Source organism: Mucilaginibacter pankratovii (assembly GCF_014773265.1).
Lineage (GTDB): Bacteria > Bacteroidota > Bacteroidia > Sphingobacteriales > Sphingobacteriaceae > Mucilaginibacter > Mucilaginibacter pankratovii.
In genome coordinates, this window is the sequence record NZ_JACWMY010000001.1 from 488,687 (window position 1) to 505,375 (window position 16,689).

A 16,689-nucleotide genomic window follows, 5' to 3' on the forward strand; every position below is an offset into this window, starting at 1 on the left:
AAAGAATTTTAATACTTTTCATATTCCCTTTCGTAAGCTACCTGTAAGGTTAATAATTCTTGTAATCGGTCTAATGCCGCTATTCTTGCCATTTGCAAGCTTTTGATACCGTCCAGAACTGAAGCCAGATCGCCGGTATTTTGCTCGTAAGCCTGCAAGGATGTTTTATAAGTATTCTGTAAGGCAGGGATAATGTTTAACTGGTAATTCTTTAACTGTCTTTTCTTGCTGCTCATATCGGTTCTATAACCTGCCAGCTGACCGCGAGCCTGGTTTAAAATCTCCAGTTTCTTTTGCTGTAATTCTTCCACTTCAAAACGGATGCCTTTCAAGTTGGCCCTATACTCTTTTGAAGCCCAGGGAACGATAGGAATAGTAACCGAACCCATCAGAATATATTGATTGGCATAACCGCCGTAACTTTGCATGTGTGCTGCCTGTATCCCAAAGTCCGGTTTGCGCTTAGCGTACTCCATTTGTGAATTGAGTTGCTGCAATTCGATATTCCGGTTGATGCCTTTAATATCGCTTCGCGTACCGGTCAGCATTGCGGTATCGGTAATATTGGTTTCGTAATCTTTCAGCACAATATTCGTATCCACGGTAAACGCTGTTTGTTGTGCTCGGTTCATCAGTGTATTCAGCATAATATTCCTTTGGCTTATCTCATTATTCAATTGGTCACGGGTATTATCCAGTTCAAACAGATCGGCTTTGGCTTTATAAATATTGGGCAACTTTTCTTTGCCGTAGGTTAGCCGGATATTGGCATCTTTCAGCATATACTCCAGTAAATTCTGCGTGTTTTGTAATTGTACCAATTTTTTTTCCAGTACCACCCGCTCATAATAATATTGCCGGGCCTGCGCGACCAGTTGATTTTTAAGGTAGTTCTTATCTTCCCTGGTTATGTTGGATAAACCCTTCATGTAATCCTGCTTTGCCTTGAGCTTGGCCGGATTGGTAAACATTTGTTCTGCCTGTATCATAAATGCGCCGCCATTGGGGTTAACCTGGTATGGCACTTGGTATTGCCCCGCGCTGATTTTAGGCGCATCTAAACTTTTAGCCCCGTCCGCGTAGGCATCCTGCGCACTCGCCTTGGCATCATAAGCTTGCAATGCCGGGTTAGCGGCCACACGGGCTAAAACACTATCTAAAGGCAGATGCTGTGCTCTTGCATAAAGTGCAGTACACATTAAGCCTGTTAGTATGATCTGATATTTTTTCATGATTCCTTTACCTCCAATACTTCCAGTTTACCATGTCTCTTGAGTTCGTATTCTTTCACCATCAAAAAGATCAATGGCGTCACCAATAAAATATGGGTGGAAGAAGTTAATACACCGCCGATCATCGGCAGCACAATCGGCAACATAACATCACTGCCCGTCCCGGTTGCCCAAAGCACCGGCACTAAACCGAACAAGGCCACGCAAACGGTCATTAATTTGGGGCGCAAGCGTTTCACCGCGCCGTTCATTACATAAAACCTTAAATCTTCTTTGGTAATGGTTTCCTTAGAGTTACCTTTTAAAGTGACCAACTGTTGCATGGCATCATTCAGGTAGATCACCATAACTATACCCGTTTCCACGGCAATGCCAAAGAGGGCAATAAAGCCGACAGCCACCGCGACAGATAAATGCACACCGAAGAAGTACACCATATAAGCCCCGCCGATCAAAGCGAAGGGAATAGAGATTAGGCTAAAGAATGCTTCTCTTATCGAATGAAAAGCGAAATACAGGCAGGCAAAGATGATGATCAACACAATTGGCAGGATCAATTTTAAGGTATGCTCTGCCCTGATCAGGTTCTCATACTGGCCGCTCCACTCGATATAGTAGCCTTTGGGCAAAGTTTTAATCAGGTTATTGAGTTTGTCCTGCGCTTCCTTTACCGTACTGCCCAGGTCGCGATCACGGACGTTAAATAATACCGTGCCCCGCAACAAGGCATTTTCCGATTGGATCATCGCGGGACCATCGCTGATCTTGATATCTGCAACCGAGGATAAGGGTACAGGGCCATTATTTATGGTTTGCACCAACGTCCGTTTGATCACCTCCAAATTATTGCGGTAATCCTGTGCCAGCCTTGCATTCACACTGAAACGTTGCCTGCCTTCAATGGTTGTCGTCAAATTCATCCCGCCCAAAGCGCTTTCCACAACTTCATTGACATCATCCACGCTCAATCCATATCTTCCAATGGCATCTTTATTCACCTTTATATCCAGGTATTTGCCACCGGTGATCGGGTCAACGTATAAGTCTTTTACGCCGTTTAACCCGATTAAAGCCTGTTTCATGTGAGTTGCCAAAACATTGATCGTGTCCAGGTTTTGCCCGTAGATCTTTAAGCCTACATCGGTACGAATACCTGTACTGAGCATATTGATACGGTTAATGATAGGCTGTGTCCAGCCATTCACTACACCGGGAATTTGCAGTTTGGCATTCAATTCATTGATAATATCCTCTTTTTTGATACCCTTGCGCCATTCACTTTTTGGCTTTAGCAACACAATGGTTTCGGTCATGCTAATGGGTGAGTTATCTGTAGCGGTATTCGCCCGGCCTGCTTTGCCTAACACATTGGCTACTTCGGGTACACTTTTGATGATCTTATCCTGAACCTGTAGTAACTGCTTGGCCTGGGCGTTGGATACATCCGGCTGGGTAACCGGCATAAACAGGATCGTTCCCTCATCCAACGGTGGCATAAACTCGCTGCCTAAGCTTAACAAAAGCGGTATGCTGACGAGCAGGGCAACGATATTGATCCCGATGGTAGTTTTGCGCCAGGTCACGCACCAGTTGAGTACAGGCCGGTAAATTCGTTCCAATCCACGATTGAGCGGGTTATGATCGTCCGTTCTTAATTTCCCTTTCAGAAAAAAAGAGATCAGCACCGGTGCTAGTGTTACCGCCAATATCGCATCAATAGCCAGGATAAAGGTTTTTGTCCAGGCCAACGGCCCAAACAATTTGCCCTCCTGTCCCTCCAGTAAAAAAACCGGCAGGAATGAAGCTACGATAATGAGTGTCGAAAAGAACACGCCACGGCCCACTTGTTTACAAGAGGTTTCGATGATTTTTATTCTTTCTGCTGTGGTCATTATTTTTCTTTTTCTTGTGCAATGGATAAGTTCCTATGCGAATTTTCGACCATCACAATCCCGTTATCCACGATCACCCCAATGGCTAAAGCGATACCGGTTAGTGACATGATGTTGGAGGATATGCCAAATGCGTTAAGCAAAATAAAGCTGGCCGCGATGGTAATTGGAATTTGTATAATAATGCTTAATGCACTTTTAATACTCAATAGGAATAGGATCACGATAATGGATACCGTTATCATTTCTTCGATGAGCGTATGCTTAACCGAACCAACCGCATTTTCGATCAATTCGCTACGGTCATACGCAATCTTAAAGCTAACACCCACAGGCAAGCCTTTTTGAATATCCGCCATTTTAGCCTTGACTGCATGGATCACCTTATCTGCATTTTCGCCGTAACGCGTCACCACAATACCACCAACCGCTTCTCCGCTTCCATTGCGGTCAAATATTCCAAGGCGCTCATCGCCGCCCATTTGCACCGTAGCAATATCTTTGATCTTAACAGGGATGGTATTGATTACTCCAACGGGGATATTTTCCACATCGGCTAAGCTTTTGATGTAGCCCAGGCCACGGACTATATAACCAGTGCCGTTCATCTCAAACTTGCGCCCGCCTACATCATTATTATTGCTTTTGATGGATTTAAGCACTTGCGATAAAGGGATACGGTAATAGTTAAGTTTATTGGGGTCGATGGTCACCTGATATTGTTTTTCAAAGCCGCCGAAAGAAGCGACTTCGCTTACGCCGGGAACCGTTTGCAAACCCAATTTTACATACCAATCCTGTAAAGCCCTTTGTTCGCCTAAGTCCATGCTCTTGGCATCCAAAGTGTACCATAAGATATGGCCGACACCCGTACCATCCGGCCCGAGCGTTGGGGTAATGCCTTGCGGTAACAATCGCTGCGCATAATTCAGCCTTTCCAGTACCCGGCTTCTTGCCCAATACACATCGGCTTTATCTTCAAATACAATATAGACAAAGCTCATTCCGAACATGGAAGTCGCGCGAATGGCTCTGACTTTAGGGATGCCTTGTAAATTACTCAGCAGCGGGTAGGTTACCTGATCTTCCATGACCTGCGGGCTGCGGCCCTGCCATTCGGTAAAAACGATTACCTGGTTTTCAGATAGGTCAGGAATCGCATCAATAGGATTTTCTCGTATTGCGTAAATGCCCCAGGCAAAAAGCGCGATGGCGATTAGCAATACGATATACCTGTTTTTTAAGGACAGGGAAATAAGTTGATTGATCATCTTAATTGCTTTAATCAGCTCTCCGCCAATTGGTGGAGAGCTGAATTGGATTACATCTTCATTTTTTCTGCGGGTTTCTTTTTAGCATCGGTCTTTTTAACGAGTGCCATGCCGCACTTCGGGCATTTTCCTTGCTTGTTACTCAATACTTCCGGGTGCATCGTACAGGTGTATTGTACTTTAGCTGGCTTTACTTTTTTGGTAGTGTCATTAGCCATTTTACCATCATGCGTATCAATGGCAAAAACAGTCGCGGCAGAAAACAGGATGGCAGCAGCCAACAGCATTACTTTTTTCATGTTGTTAAAAATTTAAAAATGGATAAATAGCATAGGTAAAAACCTACACGTGATTATTAATTAAGATGGACTTCAAGTAGAAGATATAGCCGGATACAGCATGTAAGGCTAAGGGAATACAGTTCAGATCCTGTAAGCGCAGTTTAAGGTATAGATCGGTATATCAGGGTCACCCGGTGGGGCGCTCGCCTCATAGCTTGAATGATTAACTTGTTCGGTAGCAATTGCAATGAAAGTCAAGTAAAGCGGTGTAGGTATTATTACCGGTGATAAATCACTGAATACAAATGAAGCAGTGGTTATATGATTATCTTTTAGCTTGAAACTTTTAGTTTCATTCTTACAGCAATTGTCCTTATCAGTATGATCCGCTGAAGCATAAGTGAGTGTAACAGACGAAAGTTTACCGCAGCAATAAAAACGGTTTACCCCGATACCCACCAGGGATAAGAGATAAATGGCCGTTAAATATATGAGTGCGGTGCGTTTCACTAATCGAATATAGGTATTTTAATTAAAATCTTAAATTGTGGCAAAAGACCACCTTCATTTTTCCTGCTACTTTTAGTCGTAAATTGTAAAAAACCTTACAATATTGCCGACTACAAATCAACCCCCTATGCTTTTACTTTGAGCACTGGCATTAATTGCTACCACCGCTGTACTAACTGTCATTAACACTGCACCCGCCGCCGGGCTTAATAGTATACCCTGGTTATATAATACCCCCGCAGCCAATGGCAAAGCGACCACATTGTAGCCGGTTGCCCAAATCAGGTTATGTATCATTTTACGGTAAGTCGCTTTGCCAAATAAGATCAAATTCACAATATCTTTTGGATTACTGTTCACTAATACTATTCGCGCCGTTTCTGCTGCTATATCGTTTCCGGACCTACTGCAATACCAATATCCGCCTGGGCCAGCGCAGGGGCATTATCTACACCAGCACAAAATTACCAAGGCAACAAGCCTTCGTTTTTACAGGATTCTGTTAAAGGTTTATACAATACCGTGTTCTTTTCCCAATGGATTTTAAAACAAAATTCTTATCATTGAATATTAGTTGATAGTATAAACTAATGTCTAAACATATTATTAATCCTTTACCGCTATGGACAATTACTTTCTGATTAAAAAGCCTTATGCCGTTAAAGAAAAGAAACGTTCCTCTTTAGTTGAGTTTGTAAATAAAGGTTTGCGGTTCATGCGTACAGGCTACCAGGTGAAGCAACTGGATACAAACATCGATATGAACACGCCCGAACAGCGCATTAACTACTACCACTTATTGGATTCTGTGATCTTCAACGGCGTTCCCGGCGATGTAGTTGAATTAGGATGTTTTACAGGCCAATGTGCGCTTATTTTTGAAAAGATGATTGAGCTGAACGGCTCCGATAAGCAATTGCATTTATACGATAGTTTCTTTGCCACTTTTACAGTCAAAGGTAACATTGAAGATGAGTTAAGGTCTAATTTTAACGAAGCCAGGTTGAAACAGCCCATCGTACACAAAGGGGACTTTAAGGCCACCTTGCCTGCCGAACTTCCATCAGAGATTGCTTTTGTACATATTGACTGTGGTTTTGGTGGGGATAAAATGGAACATAAGGCAGTGATGCTGCATTGTTTCGAAAGCATTTATCCAAGAATGGCCAAAAATGCAGTTTGTATTATGATGGATTATTTTGATGCAGAAAAAGGAGCAGAAGGCCTCGACATCAACCCAGGTGTCAAATTAGCTTATGATGAATTTTTCGCGGATAAACCCGAAAAGATCATTTGCCTTTGGGGAAATCAATATAATCACGCTTTTTTTCGTAAAGTTTAGAGAACACTACATTTTCCGATATTTAATCTGCTTGTCTTGCTCCCAAACATAGAAATTTGAGTTGGCATTAAGCTTGGCCACTTTTAAAAAACCACCGATACCAATTATAGTCGCTGCTTTTTGAGGAAATTTAAAGACATTCAGGGTATCACCCGACTGGTAGGTGATCAGCGGATTTGGGCCGTTACCGGCGATACTGCACGTCCGTCCCCTGGCCAGATAAGTTTCCGGTTCACCAGGCTTAGCATAATAAATATTGCCCTTCCGCTGCCATACGGTTTGTACAACATTTGATGGACTGATGCGCAGGCCGCCGCCATCCATTGGGCAGCCGTTCAGTTTCCAGGTATCCATACCCATCTTGACTGCCGGCGAAAAAGTTTTTCCCTGATCGGATGAACGGGTTACATAAAGGTCTCTTGAACCGTTCAGCCAGTTCCTAAACATCAGCGCTACACTTGTTCCGTTGACGGCAATGCTTGGTCTGCAACATTCACATACGTGCTGGTCTGGTGATTGGTAGGCCATGATATTTTTTGACCATTTAAATGCTTTACCTGTCAACGATGAAAAATAGATTTGGTTATGCTTCCCTGTTCTGGTATCCAACCAAACCGCATAAAAATTATCTTTATCGTCTGCTGCAATATTCATTAGTCCCTCGGGTGCTGAACCTTTCAGGTCATTGACAACACCCATATATTTCCATTTGGAAGTAGCATGATTGAGCTGATACCAATGAATATTCCCGGTTTTATCCATGGCGGTGATCACCGAGAAATTCTTAGAACTGGTGAACTGCGGGCCCCTCGACATACCCAAGTGCATTTCCGGAACTTTGGCAACCAGCATGGGTTTGCCAAAAGATACGCCATGATCGGTGGAACTGGCGCAAAAGATCTGATCGGCAGAGCCGAATACAACCCTTACGATTCCTTTAGTATCAATACTTACCTGCGGCTGCTGTCCGTTTCCTATAGAATTAATAGGGAAATCAGATAATGATGATAAACTAAAAAATGCCAATGCGGGCAAAATCAGGAAAAGGAACTTTTTCATTTGGCAAGGAGGTTTGAATCTTGGAAGTTAAAAGTATTAAACGATATACGGTAGTATTAAGTACAAAACTTACTTCAAACTTGGACACCCCTATTAACTAAATTTAAAAATAAGTTGATATGCCGAAACTAAACCCTGCGGTATTAATCGCCGGGTTAGCAAAAATATCGCGTTGCTTTTGAATACGGTAATTTAACCGAAAAACAGTTTGTGGGTTAGGCCTGAAACTAACGGCAGGCATTACACTCCAAATTTCATCTCCAATATTTCCACCAGTTTCCTTAAATCGGCCAACATTATAATCCACATATTCCAAGCGGCAGGCAAGGTTTAATACGGCATTTCGCCAGCCCAATAAATTGTTTTTTAGTATTGGTTGTACGATATCTAAAAAACCACCATGCTGTTTATTACCAAATTGCTGCGAATAGGTTTGAGGAACATTTACAAAAATCCAGGCATACTCACCTATAAATGTTGTCCCTGTTCTTTTTATACTGGTATTCATATCAACTGCAAAAACATCAACGCGTCGCTTATCATCTAATCGTAAACCATCATCCTGGTATTTGTTGTAGATGCCGCCCATGTAGGACAAACCAAGTTCACCGATCCCGGTGTTTTTTACCGCCACCTTGCCAGTTATCAATGGTTCACCATTGTTGCTTTCTTCAAAGCGTTCGGTATTTGCTTTTGCGGCTGGAAGGTAAGTCCTGTTAAATTCATTTTCAATGATAGTGTTATCAAAACCACTGGTCAAATACAACTCATACCCAAACAGCCATTTATTTTGATAATACTTGCCATATACTCCAAAGCCTGCGTTGCTCCAAGTTGCAGGCAGCATTTTTTCAGTAGAAATAGGGCGGTCGGTAAACTCCCATTTGGGGCCGTCATGATTTTGGTTAAATGCACCTATCGGATTAACGATCATTCCGCCACGCAAATTAAAAAGCGGATGAAACTCTACATCTACTGCGGCAAATTCAATGCTGATCTCTTTGTCGGCTGGTTCAAATTCTATTTCTGATAAAAATTTGATCCGGCTGGAAATCGTCGATGATACAAACAATGTTAACCTTCTGAATTGAAACTGGTGCCCTTCAGAAATTCCGTCCGTACCCAAGTGCTGATAGTTTGCCTCCACATATCCTCCTAAAGACACCGGAAACTTACCCGCCTGCAACGTCGGACGGCTATAAATAGCATCCATATTCATTTTTCTTTTTGATGTATCTGCCGGAGTGCGTCTTAACAACGTAGTATCAATTTGCGCTTGCGCACTAACAGCAATAAATATCAAAGAGGTAAAAATTATTAGTCTCATTTTAAAGAAATTCTTATTTGGTTATCAGTGATGGTTACCGGAAAGTTTCTAAGGGGGGTCGCAGCGGGTCCATTTACTACCTGACCACGATTATTAAATTCGCTGCCATGCGCCGGGCATTGCATTTTATCGCCAAATACTTGTAATTCTGTTCCCTGATGAGTGCATCTCATCCATAAGGCTTCAAACCGTGTATCACTAAATCTGTACACACATATAGGATATTTTAACAAATCATTTTGCACGACCAGGTATTTCCTAAATTCTTTTTTTCCTGCTTTCTTTTGTTCAAAGTCGCTCAGTTGTACCACCATATCTGACCCTGAAATCTCAGCCGTAATCAGTTTGGAAGCGGTGCCACAGCCTTCAATCGCCAATAATAATCCTCCGCTCATACAGCTCAAACAGCTCGTAGCTATGAATTTTCGTCTGTCCATCTTACAGGCTATTTAAAAATTTGATTACTTTTTGCTTTTCATTCTCTTGGAGCGCATTGTACCTGTTTTTGATCACTAAAGCTTCTCCACCATGCATTCGTATCGCCTCGTCAATACTCCTGGCGCGGCCATCGTGTAAAAGAAAAAACTGCCCTCCCTGGGATTTAGGCGCTAAGCCCAAGCCCCATAACGGTGCTGTGCGCCATTCACTTGTTTTGGCTGATCCTTCTGTGTAGCCGTCATCTAAACCCGGCCCCATATCATGCACTAAGAGGTCGGTGTACGGGTGAAAATTCTTATTGTCAAGAGCCAAAACCGGCGAAACACCTGTTTTTAAAGTCTGCTTATGGCAACTCTCACAACCTATTTGAACAAACAGGTCTTTACCCCTAATCACATCTGAATTATGTTGATCCCGTTGAATAGGCGTTTTAAGCGTTTGAAGGTAAAACACCAAATCCCTTATTATTTTATCGGAGATCTCCGGGTCAGTATCTAGCAAGGTAAAAACATCACTTGGATCAAACGACGACGCGATGCCCATATCCTGGTTATAGGCAAGTATGGTTTGGTGAAGTAAATTATAAGTACTGGCTTTCTTTCCAAAACGGGTGATGTATCTGTTGCCCTGATTTTTGCTGTTAGGCCTTATTTTAATATACGTTGGCAAAAGTGCCCAGTTAGGATGTCCTCTAACGCCATCCGGATTGTTTACATTGCCAACGGCCATAGCCAAAATATCATCCTCGCTAACCAATTCAATAAAACCCAGTCCTGTATTTATAGGCGGCATAAATTTAGCAAAGCTGGTGCCCTCCGGTAACTTTTCAGGAGCGTAGCCCGGGATAGCACGTTCCTGTAATTGTGGCCCGTGATCAAATTCGTTACGGCCAAGGCTATCATTTTTGCCAAACCTGGTCAGTGTGGTAAACGGGTGACCTTTACCATCACCGGCATGACAGCTACCACAGCTGGTAGCTACAAATACGGGCCCTAATCCGGTGGCCGCTGTAAATACCTGGTCATTAAACCCGACATCGCCGGCAAGGTGTTGTAAATTTTGGGCTGACGTTAAATTTTCGACCGGCCCGTCAAGGATAGAATCTTCCGCAGGCGCAGCCGGTTCAAATTTTTGACAGGATATGATGATGGTTATCAGTAACAAAAATAAGGCTATAGCCGCGAAATGATTTTTATTCATTATTCATACTTTTTTCAATAGTACAAACATATATTATTAATTTTATAATACAACTATATAAAATTAGTCATGTCTAATTTCTATTTTAAGTATTAAAGACTATTTTTGTTTTGGAAGTACACAGAATGACAAGAACATTATCAGAAGAAAACTACTTAAAGGCTATCTTTCATTTAAGCAGAAATAGCAAGGAGAAGGTTAGTATCACAACACTGGCAGCGGCATTAGAAAATACCGCCGCTTCTGTAATTAGTATGCTCAAAAAATTGACGGCCAAGGAATTGGTCGATTATGACAAAAAGAAAGGCGCAAGTCTAACCACTGTAGGAGAAAAAGCAGCTATAGATATTGTCCGAAAACACCGGCTATGGGAAGTTTTATTAGCTGAAAAATTGGAATTTTCATGGGAAGAAATACACGACATTGCTGAACAGTTAGAGCATGTGCATCACCCTGAATTAGCGGACCGTTTGGATAAATTCCTGGGATTTCCTCAATTCGACCCGCATGGTCACCCGATACCGGATATAAAAGGCAACATCTCTAAAATTTTTGGGACATTATTATCTGAGTCTGCTGTAGGGGTAGAATTAGAGGTAGTTGGCGTAAAAGACAGTTCATCAATGTTTTTAAACTACCTAAAAAAACTGGATATAAAGATCGGATCAAAGCTGAAGGTCGAGCAAATCATTGATTTCGACCAATCCGCCGTAATCAAAATCAACAATGGCGGTGATATCAGCGTTTCAAGAAAGTTTTTGGAAAGTATTTTGATTACTTCTACAGGCAATTAATGGCCCGAAACAAAAGGAAAGTAGCGGCGGCAAATCGTACGTTGCATTATGCACGAAAAACTCAACCGCGCCCTTTATGGATGAAATTAATTCGCATCATCGGAATGATCATACTGGCAATAGGTATGCTACTGATCATTATTGAAGCGGTTATACAGTATATTCATGTCATCAGGAATCATTAATGATAACAACCTACTTCCTGTTATTCTGGTAAACCAATAACCTTAAACCATTAAACACGACTAATAATGTGGAACCCTCATGGCCTATTACCGCAGGGCCAATTCCGGTAATTCCCAAAATGGTTACGGGGATCAATACGGCAACCATACCCAAACTTACAAAAAGGTTTTGCTTAATGATCCTGCGGGATTGGCGGCTTAAACCAATTGCAAATGGCAGGTTATCCAGGCGGTCAGCCATTAACGCTATATCAGCTGTTTCTAACGCCACATCAGACCCTGCGGCACCCATGGCTATACCAACAGTGCTTTTGGCCATTGCGGGTGCATCATTTACGCCGTCACCGATCATGGCAACTTTTTTTTCTTTTTTAATCAGATCCTGAACAGCTTTCACTTTATGTTCCGGCAGTAAACCACCCATTGCATCGGTGATACCGATCTGTTTAGCTACGGCTTCGGCAACCTGTTGATTGTCGCCTGTCAGCATAATCATGCGCTTAATGCCTAAATCTTTTAGTTCTTTCAAGGTTTTCTTAGCCTCTTTACGCGGAACATCCATCAGCGCGATCAAACCGACGATTTCCCCTTCCTGTTCAACAAGCATGGTGGTGTTACCTTCCTTTTCCAGCTTTTCCACCTGCTGATGCACCTCATCCGATAGTTTTTTGAACAGGCTACGATTCCCTATGATAATTTTTTTGCCACCTACGATGGCTTTTACGCCATGTCCGGTAACGGCTTGCAGATTCTTGGCTGATGGAATATCTTTCTGCTTTATTCTTTCCAGCCCCCCCTTTACGATCGCTGCTGCTAAAGGATGGTCACTTAATTTCTCAACTGCTATCGCGATCTCTAAGACCTCATCTTCCGACAATTTGGCTAATGCTATCACGCCGGTTAACTGGGGCTTGCCTTCTGTTAACGTGCCGGTTTTGTCAAACGCGATTGCGGTTAAGCTTCCTAATTCTTCCAATGGACCACCGCCTTTGATTAACACTCCGCTTCTTGCAGCCCTGGCTATCCCGCTTAAAACAGCACTTGGTGTTGAGATAGCTAACGCACAAGGGCTTGCAGCAACCAGCACCGCCATTGCGCGGTAAAAACTCTTACTAAACGGTTCATCAATAACCAAAAAAGCAAATAGCAGCAGACCTACCAAACCCAATACGGCCGGCACATAATACTTCTGCAATTTATCGGTAAATAATTGTGTTGGTGATTTCTGCGCCTCGGTATCGTTAACCAATTTAACCAGGCGCGATAAGGTTGAATCGGCTGCTAACTTGGTTACCTTTATTTCTAATACCTGGCTTCCGTTAATCGTTCCGGCAAACACTTTGTTTTCAGATTTTAAAGCTTTATCATCGTATTCTTTTTCTGGATCAGCGACCGGCGTTTTATCTACCGGCACACTTTCGCCGGTAATAGGGGCCTGGTTTACGCTGCTTTCACCCTTGATTACTGCACCGTCAGCGGAAATTTTACTATTAGGCTTAACAATAATGATGTCGCCTAAAACCAATTCTTCAATTGGCACCTCTGTTTCCTTACCATCCCTGCGCACGATAGCAGTCTTAGGTGCCAGATCGGCCAGCGCGGCGATAGACTTAGTAGCTTTTCCCATGGCATAATGCTCCAGGGAATGCCCTAAACTGAAAAGGAACAGCAGTAGACCACCTTCAGCCCATTGACCAAGGCAGGCTGCGCCGACAGCCGCTACAAGCATTAAAAAGTCAATTTCGAACTTACCCGTACTGATGGCCTCGTAGGCTTCTTTGGTAGTATAAAATCCTCCAAAAAAACAAGCGGTGCCATATAGCATAATACTGGTTAGTGGAGGTAGCGTATGTACGAAAGACAAACCGAAACCAAGGGCGAGAAATAACCCAGATAAGGCAGCGAATATCAGTTCTGTATTTTTACCAAATATGCCACCATGTTCATGATCGTGGCTAGATTCATTTTCATCATTCGTGTTGCCTTTTTCTTCTTTTTGTTTCGATGAAGAAATATCTATACGGGGTTGTTCTTGAACATCCTTTTTATTTGCTTGTTTTTTCATATTATGAGGTGTGCAGCTTTTATTTTACAACAAATTTAAAAGGATAATGTCTGCAACCGTAGTGCAAACATTTAACAGTAATCTGGTTGCCGGCAATCATTTAACAATCAGTTTTGCAATATCGGTATACAGAACAAAAAAGGTTAATAAGCCTAAAATGATAAATCCGGCCATTTGCCCATAAGCGATAATAACTGGTTTCAAAGGCTTACCGCGCACAGCTTCAATGACTAAAAACATCACTTGCCCACCGTCTAAAACAGGTATCGGCATCAGGTTAATAAACGCCAGCGCGGTTGACAATACCGCTATCAATCCCCATAATGTCTTCCAATCAGGGGCTTTACCAAAAAGAACGGCGATACCGACCGGGCCGGTCAGGGCATCTGTAGCTTTAACTTTCCCCTGCACAATATCTTTAATGCCACGGGCATTGTCGGAAAATGCCGACCAGGTACGGCCCGCTCCAAATGAAACAGACTGCGGTAATGTAACCTGCGCGGGTTTCGCCTTTGGTGTATGAATGGCCTCCAGTGAAAATCCAAAATGTCCGTCTTTATCACGATGTGCTTCAACCTGACTGGTTTTTCCTTCATGGACGATAGTCAATAACATTGGTTTATCTTTATTCTCATGCAGCTTTACCATAAACTCTTCATAATAGTTTACGGGGTTGCCATTAACTGCGGTGATCTGATCACTTTTACTAAAACCAGCTGCTTTAAGGTTACTATTGGAATAAATAGAGTCTATCTTAAAAGGCGTTCCAATACTAAAAAATTCAGTTGGCGCTTTGTCGGCCAGCAGCCCCATGATCTTTGGAGATACATTAAGATGTAGATGGATACGTTCGCTTCCTTTAGAACGAATTACTGTCAGAAGCGTATTCCCCCGCAAAATTCGCGTGCTTGTTAATTCATCCTGATAATAAAGAGAATCTTCGTTTATCGCTACAATTTTATCATCAGGCAATAATCCCGCTTTTTGACCAATATCAGCAGGTATGACACCAAAATAGGCCTTCAGTTTTTGCATGTAGTTATCGCCGTATTTGATAGACAGCGACGAGAAAATAATTATAGCGACAATAATATTCATGATGATTCCGCCTAACATGACGATTATGCGCTGCCAGGCAGGTTTGCTATAAAAAGTACCGGAATCGTAAACACTGGTGATCCCAGCATCGGAGTCCGCATCTTCAAACACACCAGCCATCTTGATATATCCGCCCAAAGGAAGCCAGCCTATCCCGTAAATAGTGCCTTTATAAGAAAATTTGAGCAGGCTTAAGCCCCAGGCGTCAAAAAACAGGTAGAACTTCTTCACCCTTATTCCAAATGCTTTGGCAGCTATATAATGCCCCAGCTCATGCATCAGAACCAAAAGGGATATACTTAATAAAAACTGGCCTGTAATAATCAAAATTTGCATGTTGAATAATTAATTAGTGACCGAAAGACATCAAATAGCACTTCTTTTGCATTCAGAGCATACGCCTTTTACTAAAAGGCTTGTTTCCTGCCTTTCATATCCAACCGGAAGACCGACCTCGGGAATCAGCGTTTTGGGCAAACAATGCGTCTCCCCGCAATTGATGCAGTAAAAATGAACATGCAAATCATCGTGCCCGGCTATGGTACAGGACGGTTGGCACAATGCAAATTTGGCTACTCCTGTCCCGTCCTCTATCCGGTGAACCAATCCATGTTCTTCAAAAGTTCTAACGCTGCGATATAGCGTTACCCTGTCTGTTCGTTCAAGGGCTAACTCCATATCGGTTAAACTTATGGCGTTATTTTGTTTGAGTAAATAGTCAAGGTACGACCAACCGCATCGCAGTTGGATTGATCTGTTTTTCGAGTAACAGGCTTTCCAGGTTATTCATATTATTCTTCCTCGGCCCCCCCGGCTGCCTTTGATTGTAAATAAAATGCGCCCTTCAAGGCGACCTGCGCGGTTGCTGGCAGGTAGTCAAGAGGTTTGATCTGTACATAACCCAATTCCGTTACTCCAGTCGTTACTTCAGCTTTCTTAAATTTTATCAGGTCGTTTTTGCCTGCTTCTGAAATAACCACAAATATGAATTGTTTTCCCTCTGACCGCACCACCGCATCAACAGGTACTGCTGCTGTCAGGCGGCTGCCCGTACTGATCAGGGCTGTAACATACATTCCGGGAATCAGGTTCTTCTGCTCCTTATTATTGATGACTGCATGAACAGTAACCCCCTTGCTCTCATTTTCAAAAGATTTATTGATGCCATTGATCGTTCCGGTAATGAGCTGGTTTTCCTGATTGGTTAATTGAAAGCTTACTTTTTGACCTACTTTAACGTGCATCAGGTCTTTCTCAAACACGGTCAGATCGCAGTGGATTTTGGAATTATCTACCACTTCCATGATGGAAGTGCCAGGTTGAACAAAGGCACCGGTATTAGCAGTGATCTGGCCGACCGTACCGCCGATAGGGGATAATACAGGGAACTGCGAAACGATCCTTCCATTATCAATCCTGCCAGGCGAAATTCCCAACTGGCTTAGCTGGCTTTCATAAGCGGTGATACGGGAACGCTCAGCGTTGTAAGTAGCTTCGGAAGACTGAAAAGATTTGCCTGTACCCGCACCAGCATCCTGTAGCTGCTTCTGCCGGTTATATTCTGCCTGTACATAGGTAAAATTGTTTTTGGCGGCCAGGTAATCCTGCTGTATTTTGATCAGATCCTGGTTTTTGATGGTAGCCAATAGCTGCCCTCTTTTTACCTGTTGTCCTTCAATAACACTGATATGATTAATAATCCCCCCTGAAAGGATACTTACGTCGGCTTTGTTTTGAGGTGGTACGGCTAATTGGCCATTGGCTTTGATCACGGAATCCAGGTTCTTTTGAGCTATTGGGCCAGCTACGATACCAACCGTTTGCATTTGCTCTGCTGTCAATTCCAGGCCATCCGGTTTTTCTTTTTTGGTTTCTGCGCCACCAGCGCTTTCTTTCGCATCAGCTTCTTTCTTGTCAGAATCACCTGAGCAGGATGCAAAGGCGACTACCATTAAGAACGCAGCTGGTATAAGTTTATATTTTCTAATGTTCATG

General features: G+C 42.8%; 15 protein-coding genes and 1 pseudogene. 2 read left to right on the top strand and 14 right to left on the bottom strand.

Features of this window, described 5'->3' with window-relative positions; genetic code table 11:
- Positions 1–8: 8 nt before the first annotated feature.
- The 6 genes and pseudogenes from IDJ77_RS01920 to IDJ77_RS27535 all read right to left on the bottom strand — a co-directional run.
- A complete protein-coding gene (locus IDJ77_RS01920; protein ID WP_191187231.1) occupies positions 9–1,232 on the bottom strand; it encodes a TolC family protein in 1,224 nt (407 codons plus the stop codon).
- Positions 1,229–3,124, bottom strand: a complete 1,896-nt coding sequence (locus tag IDJ77_RS27790; RefSeq protein WP_191187232.1) for an efflux RND transporter permease subunit — start codon at positions 3,122–3,124, stop codon at positions 1,229–1,231. Before IDJ77_RS27790 ends, IDJ77_RS01920 begins: the two co-directional genes overlap by 4 nt.
- Positions 3,124–4,395, bottom strand: coding sequence for an efflux RND transporter permease subunit (locus IDJ77_RS27795; protein ID WP_191187233.1), 1,272 nt, complete (start codon positions 4,393–4,395; stop codon positions 3,124–3,126). Before IDJ77_RS27795 ends, IDJ77_RS27790 begins: the two co-directional genes overlap by 1 nt.
- 50 nt (positions 4,396–4,445) lie before the next feature.
- Positions 4,446–4,694 carry a heavy metal-binding domain-containing protein gene (locus tag IDJ77_RS01935; protein ID WP_191187441.1) on the bottom strand — a complete coding sequence of 83 codons (249 nt, stop codon included), beginning with the start codon at positions 4,692–4,694 and terminating at the stop codon, positions 4,446–4,448.
- A gap of 123 nt (positions 4,695–4,817) precedes the next feature.
- Positions 4,818–5,186, bottom strand: coding sequence for an HYC_CC_PP family protein (locus IDJ77_RS28075; RefSeq protein ID WP_449560062.1), 369 nt, complete (start codon positions 5,184–5,186; stop codon positions 4,818–4,820).
- Positions 5,187–5,303: 117 nt separating this feature from the next.
- Positions 5,304–5,641 (bottom strand): annotated as a pseudogene (locus tag IDJ77_RS27535) (heavy metal translocating P-type ATPase); the annotation flags it as partial.
- Between the two features lie 167 nt (positions 5,642–5,808).
- On the opposite strand from IDJ77_RS27535, the gene IDJ77_RS01940 reads away from it, so the two are divergent.
- The gene (locus IDJ77_RS01940) at positions 5,809–6,528 is read left to right on the top strand and encodes a TylF/MycF/NovP-related O-methyltransferase (RefSeq protein ID WP_191187234.1); all 720 of its coding nucleotides are present in this window, start codon (positions 5,809–5,811) and stop codon (positions 6,526–6,528) included.
- A 6-nt stretch (positions 6,529–6,534) separates the two neighbouring features.
- On the opposite strand, the gene IDJ77_RS01945 is transcribed toward IDJ77_RS01940, so the two are convergent.
- The 4 genes from IDJ77_RS01945 to IDJ77_RS01960 all read right to left on the bottom strand — a co-directional run bounded on the left by IDJ77_RS01945 (position 6,535) and on the right by IDJ77_RS01960 (position 10,552).
- Entirely contained in the window at positions 6,535–7,587 is a 1,053-nt protein-coding gene (locus IDJ77_RS01945; protein WP_191187235.1) for a hypothetical protein, read from the bottom strand.
- 103 nt (positions 7,588–7,690) lie between these two features.
- Positions 7,691–8,914 carry a hypothetical protein gene (locus IDJ77_RS01950; protein WP_191187236.1) on the bottom strand — a complete coding sequence of 408 codons (1,224 nt, stop codon included), beginning with the start codon at positions 8,912–8,914 and terminating at the stop codon, positions 7,691–7,693.
- The gene (locus tag IDJ77_RS01955) at positions 8,911–9,309 is read right to left on the bottom strand and encodes a Rieske (2Fe-2S) protein (RefSeq protein WP_191187237.1); all 399 of its coding nucleotides are present in this window, start codon (positions 9,307–9,309) and stop codon (positions 8,911–8,913) included. The genes IDJ77_RS01950 and IDJ77_RS01955 overlap by 4 nt, the downstream gene beginning before the upstream one ends.
- A gap of 43 nt (positions 9,310–9,352) precedes the next feature.
- Positions 9,353–10,552: a di-heme oxidoredictase family protein gene (locus IDJ77_RS01960; RefSeq protein WP_191187238.1), complete on the bottom strand. Its 1,200-nt coding sequence runs from the start codon at positions 10,550–10,552 to the stop codon at positions 9,353–9,355.
- A gap of 125 nt (positions 10,553–10,677) precedes the next feature.
- Here IDJ77_RS01960 and IDJ77_RS01965 point away from each other — a divergent pair, with 125 nt between their 5' ends.
- Complete coding sequence (locus IDJ77_RS01965) at positions 10,678–11,346, top strand: metal-dependent transcriptional regulator (protein ID WP_191187239.1); 669 nt, start codon at positions 10,678–10,680, stop codon at positions 11,344–11,346.
- A 195-nt stretch (positions 11,347–11,541) separates the two neighbouring features.
- On the opposite strand, the gene IDJ77_RS01970 is transcribed toward IDJ77_RS01965, so the two are convergent.
- From IDJ77_RS01970 to IDJ77_RS01985, 4 genes are all read right to left on the bottom strand, one after another.
- Positions 11,542–13,596 (bottom strand): heavy metal translocating P-type ATPase, encoded by a 2,055-nt coding sequence (locus IDJ77_RS01970; RefSeq protein WP_191187240.1) that lies wholly within the window; start codon positions 13,594–13,596, stop codon positions 11,542–11,544.
- Between the two features lie 96 nt (positions 13,597–13,692).
- Positions 13,693–15,030, bottom strand: a complete 1,338-nt coding sequence (rseP, locus tag IDJ77_RS01975; protein WP_191187241.1) for an RIP metalloprotease RseP — start codon at positions 15,028–15,030, stop codon at positions 13,693–13,695.
- A 30-nt stretch (positions 15,031–15,060) separates the two neighbouring features.
- Positions 15,061–15,372: a Fur family transcriptional regulator gene (locus tag IDJ77_RS01980; RefSeq protein WP_224750925.1), complete on the bottom strand. Its 312-nt coding sequence runs from the start codon at positions 15,370–15,372 to the stop codon at positions 15,061–15,063.
- 113 nt (positions 15,373–15,485) lie between these two features.
- Positions 15,486–16,688, bottom strand: a complete 1,203-nt coding sequence (locus IDJ77_RS01985) for an efflux RND transporter periplasmic adaptor subunit (protein WP_191187242.1) — start codon at positions 16,686–16,688, stop codon at positions 15,486–15,488.
- Position 16,689: the final 1 nt, after the last annotated feature.

Bases quoted from the DNA above. Each gene is read 5' to 3' on its own strand.
- IDJ77_RS27790 (WP_191187232.1), bottom strand. From the start codon at position 3,124: ATGACCACAGCAGAAAGAATAAAAATCATCGAAACCTCTTGTAAACAA.
- IDJ77_RS01940 (WP_191187234.1), top strand. From the start codon at position 5,809: ATGGACAATTACTTTCTGATTAAAAAGCCTTATGCCGTTAAAGAAAAG.
- IDJ77_RS01955 (WP_191187237.1), bottom strand. From the start codon at position 9,309: ATGAGCGGAGGATTATTATTGGCGATTGAAGGCTGTGGCACCGCTTCC.
- IDJ77_RS01945 (WP_191187235.1), bottom strand. From the start codon at position 7,587: ATGAAAAAGTTCCTTTTCCTGATTTTGCCCGCATTGGCATTTTTTAGT.
- IDJ77_RS01960 (WP_191187238.1), bottom strand. From the start codon at position 10,552: ATGAATAAAAATCATTTCGCGGCTATAGCCTTATTTTTGTTACTGATA.
- IDJ77_RS01950 (WP_191187236.1), bottom strand. From the start codon at position 8,914: ATGAGACTAATAATTTTTACCTCTTTGATATTTATTGCTGTTAGTGCG.
- IDJ77_RS27795 (WP_191187233.1), bottom strand. From the start codon at position 4,395: ATGATCAATCAACTTATTTCCCTGTCCTTAAAAAACAGGTATATCGTA.
- IDJ77_RS01980 (WP_224750925.1), bottom strand. From the start codon at position 15,372: ATGGAGTTAGCCCTTGAACGAACAGACAGGGTAACGCTATATCGCAGC.
- IDJ77_RS01970 (WP_191187240.1), bottom strand. From the start codon at position 13,596: ATGAAAAAACAAGCAAATAAAAAGGATGTTCAAGAACAACCCCGTATA.
- rseP (WP_191187241.1), bottom strand. From the start codon at position 15,030: ATGCAAATTTTGATTATTACAGGCCAGTTTTTATTAAGTATATCCCTT.
- IDJ77_RS01985 (WP_191187242.1), bottom strand. From the start codon at position 16,688: ATGAACATTAGAAAATATAAACTTATACCAGCTGCGTTCTTAATGGTA.
- IDJ77_RS01965 (WP_191187239.1), top strand. From the start codon at position 10,678: ATGACAAGAACATTATCAGAAGAAAACTACTTAAAGGCTATCTTTCAT.
- IDJ77_RS01920 (WP_191187231.1), bottom strand. From the start codon at position 1,232: ATGAAAAAATATCAGATCATACTAACAGGCTTAATGTGTACTGCACTT.
- IDJ77_RS01935 (WP_191187441.1), bottom strand. From the start codon at position 4,694: ATGAAAAAAGTAATGCTGTTGGCTGCTGCCATCCTGTTTTCTGCCGCG.